Source organism: Candidatus Cloacimonas sp. (genome assembly GCA_035403355.1).
GTDB lineage: Bacteria > Cloacimonadota > Cloacimonadia > Cloacimonadales > Cloacimonadaceae > Cloacimonas.
On sequence record DAONFA010000023.1, the window covers coordinates 10,380 to 22,027 of the forward strand.

Sequence of the window (11,648 nt, forward strand, 5' to 3'; positions counted from 1 at the left end):
CGTTCCTCCGTTTTCGGTTACCGGAAGATACCGTTTTCCCGGAAGGTTGATGTCCTGGTCAACCACCTTTTTTTTCGTTACTGCAAAAAGCGTAATAAAGAAATAGCTCGGTTGCAAGGGGAACGACAAGATGTCGTTCCTCCGTTTTCGGTTACCGGAAGATACCGTTTTCCCGGAAGGTTGATGTCCCGGTCAACCACCTTTATTTCCGTTACTGCAAAAAGCGTAATAAAGAAAAAGCTCGGTTGCAAGAGGAACGACAAGATGTCGTTCTTCCGTTTTCGGTTACCGGAAGATACCGTTTTCCCGGAAGGTTGACCTCCTGGTCAACCACCTTTATTTCCGTTACTGCAAAAAGCGTAATAAAGAAATAGCTCGGTTGCAAGGGGAACGACAAGATGTCGTTCCTCCGTTTTCGGTTACCGGAGGATACCATTTTCGGAAGGTTGACCTCCCGGTCAACCATCCGATTTGTGGTTGAGAGGAACTCAACCATCCGACCCTGAAAAAAAACCTTGTAAAAAAATGAACCTTAAAAATTGTGGCTTTCAGTGTAATTATTTATTTGTAAAAGGAGTTCAGGAATGCTGGATAGTTTGAGAAAGAAACAGAAAATAGTTATTTATATCGTGGCTTTTGTTTTTATTGTAGGTATGGGTGCGGTTGGAATAGGAGAATTATTATCCCCGAAACCATATCTGGGAAAAGTAAATGGCACGAAAATAACCTTTGAAATGTATCAGCAGAAAGTTCAGGAATTGAGCGAACGCTATGCAGAGATGTATAAAGATCAGCCCATAGACGAAAACACTCGTAAAAGCATAGAAAATCAGGCATGGGAAACTTTGGTTAGTGATATTCTGTGGCAGCAGCAAATAAAGAAACACAAAATAAAAATCACTGATGATGATGTTTTAACTGAAATGCAAAATAATCCTCCGCAAGAATTGATGCAAAATGAATCCTTGCAGACAAACGGCAGATTTGATAAAGTGAAATACCTTACCGCTCTAAAGAACAATGCACAATTTTATGCCGCTATGGATGAATATGTAAGAAACTATCTTCCGCGGCAAAAACTGCAGGAAAAAATTAAAGCCCAAGCCGGAATTACGATAGACAGTTTAAAAGCAGAATATGCGAAAGACACCGATAGCGTTTCCGGAAAATTCATCTGGTTTGAGCCCAATAAATCAGAACCTGTAACCGTTACCGATGCGGAAATTAAGGCATATTACAATAAGAATAAGGAAACCGAATTTAAAAAGGGTCCCGCATCCAGAATCAAATATCTTGCTTTTGAAGATAAGCCCTCAGATAAGGACTATGCTACGGTAAAACTTCTTGCCGATGAAATATACGGCAGGGCAATTAAAGGAGAGGACTTTGCATCTTTAGCAAGGGATTATTCCGATGATCCCGGTTCCAAGGATAATGGCGGTTCTTTAGGAGAATTTGCTAAAGGGCAAATGGTTCCGGAATTTGAAAAAGCAGCTTTTGCTTTAAGAGTTGGAGATATCAGCAAACCCGTTAAAACCAATTATGGTTGGCATATTATTCGTTGTGACAGCATTGCTGCCATTAGTAAAGAAGAGCCCAAAATTAAAGCCAGCCATATTCTTTTGAAGGTTGAACCCTCCGATGAAACCAGAGATGCTATTCTGGAAAAAGCGGAATCGGCAGCCAAGTTAATTAAGAAAAAAGGGATTGAAGCAGCAGCTAAAGAATTGAAAGTAGAAGTTCAGGAAACTGACTGGGTGCCTCATGATCAGGAATATATTCCCGGAATCGGCAATAATGGAGCTCTTCTCCAATTTATGCGCAAAGGCAAAGAAAAGGAAATCTCGGAGGTTATCACGGATCAGCAAAACCGCAAAATTGTCGCTTTGCTAACTGATAACAAAAAGGTCTATTATGAGGAGTTTGATAAAGTTAAGCTCCGCATCAAATACCAGCTGGAGAAAGAAAAGAAAGTAGCCAATGTAAAGAAAAAAGCCGAGGCATTTGTTGCCCAATATCCTGCCAGCGAATATTTTAACGCTGCCGCCAAAGAGGGTTGGCAAATTATTGAATTTACCAATCATAAACTTGGTATGGATGTTCCCAATGTGGGTCCCTGCAAGGAATTTACAACTGCAGCTTTAGCTTTGGAAGCAGGAAAAACCAGCGGACTTATTTCTTCCAAAGAAGGATGTTTCATCATCAGTTGCACAGAACGAATTAAACCCGATTTTAATAGCTTTGCCAAAGATAAGGACAGACAGGAACAGATTCGTAAACGGATGGAAGATGCTGCCTGGAACCGTTGGTATGACCAAATGAAAAAACAAGCTAAAATAATTGATAACCGGGCTAAATTCGGAATCTAAACGATGAATAGATTGATGACCAGTGTTAGTGGAGTTAGGGGTGTCTTTGCGGACACCCTTAATCCTATTATAGCTATAAAATATGCTGCCCACTTTGCTCTTCTGCAGAAACAAAGCTATCCTGATCTGCATCCTTTAATTTATGTGGGCAGAGATAGCCGGACTACAGGCAAGGCAATGTTACATAGTATCATTTCTGCTCTTATCAGTGTGGGCTGCGATGTTACCGATTTAGGAATTGTTTCCACTCCCACTTTGCTGTTAAAAGTTCAGGAATCCGATGCCATTGGAGGCATAGCCATTACTGCATCTCACAATCCACCGCAGTGGAATGCAATGAAATTCGTGGATGCTGAGGGCTTGTTTTTAAGCCCTGAGAAAGCGGAAATATTTCTGTCTTCCGTAGAAAAAGAGATTTCCTGGGCAAATTGGCAAGCAATAGGAAATATAAACACGAACAATAAATCCATTGCTCAGCATATTGCAAAAATTTTAGCTATCCCCTATTTAAATATTGAGCAAATCCGTGCCCGCAGGTTTAAAGTGGTGTTGGATTCCGTTAACGGAGCGGGAGGGTTAATTTCTCCCCTGTTATTAAAAGAACTTGGGTGCACCGTTTATGAAATAAATAGCGAGCCCACCGGTATTTTTGCTCACATTGCAGAACCGCTAAACGAAAATTTAAGCCAACTGGAAGAAGCAGTTGCTTTTTATGGTGCGGATATTGGTTTTGCAACCGATCCCGATGTTGACCGTCTTTCCCTGGTTTCCGAAAAAGGAAAATGTATCGGAGAAGAATTAAGCGTTGCCTTAGCCGAACTATTTGTGCTTCCCAAAAAGAAGGGAGATATTGTAGTAAATCTTAGCAGTTCAATGATTTCCGAGGATATTGCCAAAAGCTTTGGCGTTCAAGTTCAGCGGACTAAAGTCGGCGAAATAAATGTAGGGAAAAAAATGCAGGAAATAAAATCTCCCATCGGAGGTGAAGGAAATGGCGGAATTATCTGTCCTGATGTTCATTACACCCGTGATGCCATTGCCGGAATGGCTTTAATTTTAGGATTGCTTTCCGAGACGGATAAACCCCTGTCCGAGATAGTGAATACCCTGCCAAAGTATTATTTTGCCAAAGATAAAATCACAGTTGATTCCTTTTTAATGGAATCCTTGATGAGTATTGTTCCCTCTCTCTTTGAAAACTATCAGCTGGATACCCGAGACGGCATTAAAGCTATAGGCAACAAGCATTTTATCCATATTCGCAAATCGGGAACCGAACCTATCATCCGGATTTATGTGGAAAGCGATACGCCGGAAAAATCCCGCCAAATTTGTGCTGAAGTTAAAAAAATGCTCAGCGAAATGAATACCTCCAAAGATAAAGATAATAACGAAAGAAATTTGTGAGCAGCTTGAGACAACTTGTGATAATAAAAATCAGGAGAAATTGCCAAGAACAACGATACTAAGGTCTTTATGCTCCGATATTAAACAATATTAAGCCCCCAATAGATACTTTACCTGATGCTCCCGTAGTTCATAAGTTTATAATAGCTGTAGCGTTATTTTAAATGCAATTACTAAACCGAAGCGGTGCTCCCGTCATTAATTTGATTTATAAAAATTACCTTGCGGGCTTATTTTAACTACCTGTTGCCTGGTCATTTCTTTAGCGCTCCTTTAACGACCCTTTAACAATACTTTAGCGTCGCTAAGGAATCGTTAAAGAAGGTGTAAAGAAATATAAAAGATTCAACTTGGCAGGGAACAGTGAGTAGTAAAAAAACAGACAAAGGAGAAAAGGGTTTATTTTTCCGCATCTTACGAGGGGCTTACGCCACCCTCGCTATTATTGTGTCGCCCTAAGGGGCTTTTGGCAGAGGGCAAAGAGCGAAGGGTAACGGGTTTATTTTTCCGCATCTTACGAGGGGCTTACGCCACCCTCGCTATTATTGTGTCGCCCTAAGGGGCTTTTGGCAGAGGGCAAAGAGCGAAAGGTAAAGGGTTTATCAACCATTTTTCTTAACTGAAAAAAATCTGTGTTATCTGTGTAATCTGTGAGAGCTAATATCTACCTGCGGGAAAAGAAGAAAATATCAAAATCGTAGCCAATACTTAAGAAACTGTGGATATCCTTATTTTCATTCAACGAAAGGTATAGCTTAGCAGGTAGAATTGAGTTCTTATAGCCCAGCCCTAAATATCCGCAATAATCCCAATCTTCGGCATTACCCCAAACATTCGTATCCGAATAGCGCATACCCTGAAATCCGGCATCCAAAAAATAGCGGTCTTTTAGCAGAGAAGAAACCCCAAAAGATAAAACCTGATAATGCGGAGCACTAATTTCGTAACGCGAATAGCCCATAAAACCATCCGTCCCTCCAATGATAAAGGGATCAACGATAGAGTGCTCAGTGGAATTTAGATAGCTGCCATAGTTCAAAGTGGAATATACACTGAAAATATCTCTAACCGGAACATAAAATTCTGCTTTGCCCTGAAAACAGTTATAGATGAAGTCACTCACTTCTTTATAGCGCGAGAAACTGAATTTCCCGAAAACTCTGGCACCGGACATCGGAAACATAAAATCATTCAAACTTTCGTGATAACCCTTAATCCCAAAACCGCTAACTACCGAACTTTCGGGCAACAACTGAGTTTGGGAAATATCGCTATGTAAATCGGTTTGATTGCTGTAAAGGAAAAACTCCGCAATAGCCAGGTCTTTGGCAAAAACCCCAATTCCGGTATTAATTCCCCAATCAGTGGATTTGATACTGGAAGTTTTATGATGTTCCTGATAGTTATAGATGGTTTTTTCGCCTACATAAGGAAAAAGACGGTAATATGCACCCCACTGTTCACCGAAATTTTTCACATAATCTACGCTGAATTCATTTCTGCCTCCCAGTTTCAGTTCTGCCAGAAGACGCGAATTTCGCAGCAAATAGTTATCCAATGAAAGCACCAAACCCGCCATCAGCTTTTCTTCACTATTGTAAACAAGGTTTACAGCCAGATGTTTTCGCTCGCGTTCTTGAATATATATAATCAGGTCATAACGGTTATCTTCGGTCTTTTTCAGCACAGGATAGATAGTTTTGAAGACCTGTGAATTCCAGGCAATAATACAGGCATCGGCTATTTCTTTGCTGCTGTAAGTTTTGCCTGAATGCAAACCCAAATATTCACGCACTTTGGAGGGACTGATGTTTTCGTTGCCCTGCACCAGAATGTTACTTATCGGAAAGCTATCCAAATATTTATTAAATTCATTAACCGCGGGCTGGGAAATATTATATTTAGTTTTAAATGCTCTTATTTGGTCTATATTTTGTCGGGCAGATGCTTCTCCGGCAGCTATTATATCCTCCAGATGCTGATAATCTGTGGAAACGAATTGCGATAAATCCGGTTCAATTAACAAATCGCATTCATCTAAATAGGCATTTAAGTTACGCGTGATGCCGATATTGATGGTCTGATCCAAAATATCCACTAAGTTATTGAGATTTTCTTCATTGCGTAATGTGGAATTAACTTTAATACCCAAAACCAGATCAGCTCCCTTTTGGTGTAACAGGTTAATCGGCATATTTTGCGAAACCCCGCCATCAATATAATAACGACCATTCAGTTCAAAAGGTTCAAATAAACTGGGAATGGATATGGAAGCGCGCACTGCTTGCATCAATGAACCCTCGGAAAAAATAACTCCTTCTCCCGTAAGTAAATCGGTGGCTATACAGGTAAAAGGAACAGGAAATTCACTAAAGTTCTCAATCTGAGAAGCGGATGCGGTTAATTTAAATAGTTCCAGATTAAGATTATTACCTATATAAACTGACGAAGGAAGTTGTGGAACCCAGGAGTCATTTAGCTCAAAAACAGCATTTCCGTAAGGCGCCCAACGCTTTTGCCCGATATAAAGGTCCTTTCTTTGTTGCGCATCGCTGGTTAGTTGCTTCCAGTCCAAATTCAAACATATTTCTTCCAATTCCCGGGTAGAATAACCCATCGCATAAAGAGCTCCAATAACCGCCCCAATACTGGTTCCGGCTATGTAATCGGGATGAATGCCTTCCTCTTCCAAAACCTTTAAAACCCCGATATGAGCAAAACCTCTTGCCCCACCTCCACTTAAGGCATAACCAAGCTTTTCACCTGCTAAAAAATTGAGCAAACAGAAGAGCAACAGCAGAACATATAGCTTTTTCATTGTGGCTGACTATAAATTAAAAAGTGCCTTCCCCGGAACTTGATTTTGTATCTGCTTTGTTTTCAGGTTTAGCATACTGATATTCCATTCGTCCAAAAACTACCGTTGACTCTATCTCAACAGGTGTTCCTTGAACAACAGGCACTTTGCGAGGTAAAACAGTAGAGCCAAAAACAGAGGTAGGATTGATATGAAAGGCAATGCTATCTGGTAAGATAACCGTTCCCGAACCAAAAACCACGCTTATTTCTATATCTTTTGCGTCTGCGGGAAGATCGGTAAGGTCAATTATCGCCGAGGAAAAGATAATATTATATTCGTTGCGGGAACTGCTGTAGATAATAGAACTCTCTTTGGAATAATGCGTTGGGTTATTATATTTATGTGTTCTAAGCCCAAAAAGCAGCTTAATGCCCAGCATAATAATAATGACAGCAATAAACACTCTCACAAGAGGCAAATGAATGTTAAAACCCTTTAAAAAAACAGATAATCCTAAAAGGATTAACAGTATGCCCCAAAAGAAATTGCTGAAAACAAAACCCATTTTCATTTCCTTATCCTTTTTTATTGTATTTTTAATCCCTGCTTCCAGGCAGAGTAAAGAATCTCTATATTTTCTGCTATATGTTTATTTACAATTAAGCTTTGCTGGTTTGAAACATACCCCAGGTCATTAAACTCAATATTATATTTTAGGGCTGTCTCTTTTATTAACAGGCAGTTTTCTGCCTCGGCACTAATTAAAATTCTACTTCCTGCCTCACCAAAATATACGCTACTTGGGCTATATGGAAGTTCAAAATTCAGCATTACTCCCAAAATTTGATGGGGAGCAAAACAGCACTCCAAAACAGCTACTAATAATCCACCGTCGGAAACATCGTGAGCGCTATTAACTAAGCCATTATCAATCAGTTCCAATATTAAACTCTGCAGCTGCAATTCTTCTTCCCAATTTGTGTTTGGCGGTTTTCCGGCTACTTCATTAAATTGCATTTTAAGATATTCACTCCCTCCCAAATCCGCTTTCAAGGAACCCAAAAGGATAATTCTATCATTGGCGTGTTTAAAAAACTGAGTGGTTGCTTTACGAAAATCAGACATCACACCAAGCATACCGATAACTGGTGTAGGATAAATTGCTCCTTCCGGATTTTCATTATAAAAAGATACATTGCCACCGGTAACAGGAGTGCCTAAAATCCTGCAGGCATCTGCCATTCCCCGGATTGCCTCTGTGAAACAATAATAGACCTCAGGTTTATACGGATTGCCAAAATTAAGGCAATTAGTAATAGCAATTGGTTTAGCTCCACTGCAGGCAACATTTCTGGCTGCCTCTGCAACCGCAGCAACTGTTCCTGAATAGGGGTCTAAAAAACAATATCTGCCGTTACAATCCGTGCTTAAGGCAATAGCTGTATCCGTTTCCGGAATTCTAATAACTGCAGCATCCGAACCCGGTTCTACAACCGTTCCAATTTGTACCATATAATCATATTGCTGATAAATTGAGCGGCGACTGCAAAGATTGGGCGAGGAAATAAGCCGTAACAAGGTCTCAGCGTAATTTACAGGTTCGGGATAACTATCCAAAGAGTGGCTGGACAGTTCATCAAGATAGCCAGGTCGCTTGCTTTCTCTGATATAAACAGGTGCCGAACCACCTAAAATAAGTGTCTCCGCCGGTATTTCCGCTACTTTTTCTTTCCCGAAAAAAACCCTTAGCATTTTATCATCGGTAACTTTGCCTATTTGCACTGCATCTAAATCCCATTTGGCAAAAATGGATTTAATACTTTCCAGGTTTTCCGGCTGCACAATAACCAGCATCCTTTCCTGCGATTCCGATAGCATAATTTCGTAGGGAGTCATTCCCGTTTCTCTTTGCGGAACAAGAGAAACATCAATTTCCATACCTACATTTCCTTTACCTGCCATTTCTGAACTGGAACAAGTTAAACCCGCAGCACCCATATCTTGAATAGCTACAACGAGCCCTGCCTTGATAGCTTCCAAAGTTGCTTCCAGTAAAAGTTTTTCCAGAAAGGGGTCGCCCACTTGGACAGCGGTTCTTTTTTCTTCTGATTTTTCGCTTAAATCCACCGAGGCAAAAGTGGCTCCATGAATTCCATCCCGTCCTGTTTTAGCTCCTACAATAAGCACTGCATTACCAATTCCGGAAGCAGCAGAACGAGCTATTTTATTATGTTTAACAACCCCTACAGCCATCGCATTAACTAAGGGATTGCCTTCATAGCTATCGTCAAAATAGACCTCTCCGCCAACGGTTGGAACTCCGAAACAATTTCCGTAATCAGCTATGCCGCTAACAACTTCTTGCAGTAAATGCTGAACTTTAGGATTATCCGGTTTGCCGAAACGCAAAGAATCCAGAACGGCAATGGGTTTGGCACCCATCGTAAAAATATCTCTTAGAATACCTCCTACTCCAGTAGCGGCACCATGATAGGGTTCCAGGGCAGAAGGATGATTATGGCTTTCTATTTTGAAACATATTGCCCTGCCCTGTCCAATATCAATTAAGCCGGCATTTTCTTCTCCGGCTTTGGCTAAAACGGCAGAACCCTCTTTGGGAAGGGTTTTTAACAACCTTACAGAATTTTTGTAGCTGGCATGCTCACTCCACATAACGGAAAAAATACCCAGTTCTACATAAGAAGGTTCACGCTTCAGAATATCTAATATGCGTTCATATTCTTCCGGGCTTAAGTTATGTTCAGCAACAAGTTCGGGGGTAATTTCAGCAAAATTCATAATGTTACTTTCTATATCCTCAATTCGTTAGTAATCAGCTTTTCCATTAACCGCTGCAAACGGTCTTCAATAATCTCAAAGGTCTTTTTATAGCTTTCCAGATTGCTGCCGAAAGGATCATCAATATCACCCTGTTCTCCTACAAATTCATTCAAAGTCCAAATCCGGCGTGCACTATTAGGATAAGCGTTACGCAATAAATCTCGCTGCCTTTCTTCCATCGTTAAAATTAACCAGCTGGAAGACATCAATTGGGGAGTAACCTGTTTGGAAATATGCTGTTGGGCATCCAAAATACCTCGTTCCAAAAGCAACTGGAGAGCATTTAAGGAAATCATCTGTCCACCAACCATCAAACCGCAGGAATCCGTCGCCAGGGCTAAATTATTATCTCTAATCATTTTCCGGAAAAGCTTTTCCGCCATTGGAGAACGGCAAATATTGGCTGAACAGACAAACATCACAACCGGCAGCTGAAATCCCTGTTTTATTTCATAAAAAGGTATAGAACCCTCCCGCAGGCATTTTATTTCATCATTGCTTCCGCTTTCTTCAGAACTGATATATTCTACAATAGTAGAGGGCACGGAAGAACTTTTCATCTCCCGGGAGGCAGGTAACAGAGCAAAATCAAACCAGGAAGCATAATTACGCACTATTCTATCATAATTCTCTTCAGGATGTAAACCGGAAATATTTACACTGGTGCTGATAAGAGGTTCTCCCAGCAAGGAAATTAAAGCCCTTAGAGCAGGATCGGAAGGAACTCTTAAGGCAACTTTATTCCCCTTTGCTATTTGAGCAAAAATGGCATCCTCATAGTTAAAAACCAGGGTTAAGTTTCCAGGCCAGTATTGATGCATTAAAGGGCGTAAAGCAGAAGGTATTTTATCTTGTTCCAAAACACTAATATCTGGTATCAGAGCAATAAAACCCTCTTTATCGGGTCTTTGTTTCAATTCTTCAATGCGGGCAATTGTTTCTATGGAAGAAAGCCGACAACCGATTCCCCACATAGAACCGGTCCAATGTAAAATGGTAGAATGCGTTAGCGGGTTACTGCTAATAAATCTTTCCAGCTTCCGTAAGCCGGGGTCTTTCAAAACGAGCATAACACTCCCCTTTATTCCAAGTAAGGTATTGGATTGATAGCTTTACCATCTTTGCGTAATTCAAAATGCAGAGAGGGCTGGCTTGCGGAGCCGGTACTTCCGCTTTTCGCAATGGTTTGTCCTTTTTTAACCTTCGCTCCTCTGCTAACAAGTAATTCGCTGTTATAAGCATACAAAGTAAAAAAGCCGTTCTTATGGTCAATAATAAGCAGTTTTCCTTGTCCACCGTAGCGATCGGCAAAAATTACTTCGCCATCATCAGAGGCAACTACTTTAGTTCCTTCTTTGGCAGCAATATCTATTCCGTTGCTAACTACGCTGGTTCCGTAACTTCTGGTTTCTTCTCCATAGCTGCGAATTATTTTTCCTCTAAGGGGCCAGGAGATTTTTTTGCCTGTAAACTGGTAACTGGCCGGTTCTTTGCCTTGTTGTTTCATCAATTGGGCAATTAAGCTTTCCAGTTCTGAACTGTCTTTTTTCAGCTTTGCCACTTGTGCCTGCAGCTTTTTCTGCTCTTCGGTTAATTTTTGACTTTGCGTAGAAAGGGTTTTAATTTGTTTTTCGTAGCCGGTTTTTTTAGAGCTTTCCGTTTTCATCGTGCGAGAGACCTTGGTTGCGTGTTCGCGGTGCAGTTCCTGAACCTGAGTAAGGGCTATTTTATAGCCGGAAAGAATATCTATTTTTTGTCTGGTTCCTTCTATGAATGCTTTCAGCAATCGCTGATCCCGATGTCTGACATTTAATTTTTTATAGGATTTATCCACTCGCAGCAGCAGGTCCAGTTCTGCATTTTGTTCTCTGTGCATATCACTTAAGCGCATTTCTGTATCTGAAATTCTTTGCTCCACTGATTGAAGCGAATCCTGCACAATCTTTTCTTCCGTTTTCAGCTTTTGCAGGTTTTTCTCCGTTCTTTGTTTCAGAGAGGCAGTGCGGTTTATTTCTTTTTCAGTTTTCTGTTTTTTGGTTTGAGTTTGTTTCACTTTTTGTTCTGTGCTTTCCAGTTGTCTTTGCATTTCTCTCAACTGCTGCATTTTATCTTCCAGTTCGTCGGCATAATAAACTGTGAAAAAAACACATAGCAAAAATATCAGCCATTTATGAGGCATTGTTTTCTCCGCTAAAAAATCTCACCGTCAGAATTTTCAGGCGTCTTATAAG

At 40.6% G+C, this 11,648-nt stretch carries 7 protein-coding genes; 2 read left to right on the top strand and 5 right to left on the bottom strand.

Features of this window, described 5'->3' with window-relative positions; translation table 11 throughout:
• Positions 1-584: 584 nt before the first annotated feature.
• Both PLE33_06630 and glmM read left to right on the top strand, forming a co-directional pair.
• A complete protein-coding gene (locus tag PLE33_06630; GenBank protein HPS60923.1) occupies positions 585-2,369 on the top strand; it encodes a peptidylprolyl isomerase in 1,785 nt (594 codons plus the stop codon).
• A 3-nt stretch (positions 2,370-2,372) separates the two neighbouring features.
• The gene (gene glmM / locus PLE33_06635) at positions 2,373-3,776 is read left to right on the top strand and encodes a phosphoglucosamine mutase (GenBank protein HPS60924.1); all 1,404 of its coding nucleotides are present in this window, start codon (positions 2,373-2,375) and stop codon (positions 3,774-3,776) included.
• Positions 3,777-4,440: 664 nt separating this feature from the next.
• On the opposite strand, the gene PLE33_06640 is transcribed toward glmM, so the two are convergent.
• The 5 genes from PLE33_06640 to PLE33_06660 are packed head-to-tail and all read right to left on the bottom strand — an operon-like array spanning position 4,441 to position 11,596.
• Positions 4,441-6,594, bottom strand: coding sequence for a patatin-like phospholipase family protein (locus PLE33_06640; GenBank protein HPS60925.1), 2,154 nt, complete (start codon positions 6,592-6,594; stop codon positions 4,441-4,443).
• A 16-nt stretch (positions 6,595-6,610) separates the two neighbouring features.
• Positions 6,611-7,147: a hypothetical protein gene (locus tag PLE33_06645; protein ID HPS60926.1), complete on the bottom strand. Its 537-nt coding sequence runs from the start codon at positions 7,145-7,147 to the stop codon at positions 6,611-6,613.
• Positions 7,148-7,161: 14 nt separating this feature from the next.
• Positions 7,162-9,375 (bottom strand): phosphoribosylformylglycinamidine synthase subunit PurL, encoded by a 2,214-nt coding sequence (gene purL, locus PLE33_06650; GenBank protein ID HPS60927.1) that lies wholly within the window; start codon positions 9,373-9,375, stop codon positions 7,162-7,164.
• An 11-nt stretch (positions 9,376-9,386) separates the two neighbouring features.
• Positions 9,387-10,487 carry a Sua5/YciO/YrdC/YwlC family protein gene (locus PLE33_06655; GenBank protein ID HPS60928.1) on the bottom strand — a complete coding sequence of 367 codons (1,101 nt, stop codon included), beginning with the start codon at positions 10,485-10,487 and terminating at the stop codon, positions 9,387-9,389.
• Between the two features lie 11 nt (positions 10,488-10,498).
• Positions 10,499-11,596 carry a peptidoglycan DD-metalloendopeptidase family protein gene (locus PLE33_06660; GenBank protein HPS60929.1) on the bottom strand — a complete coding sequence of 366 codons (1,098 nt, stop codon included), beginning with the start codon at positions 11,594-11,596 and terminating at the stop codon, positions 10,499-10,501.
• Between the last annotated feature and the right edge of the window lie 52 nt (positions 11,597-11,648).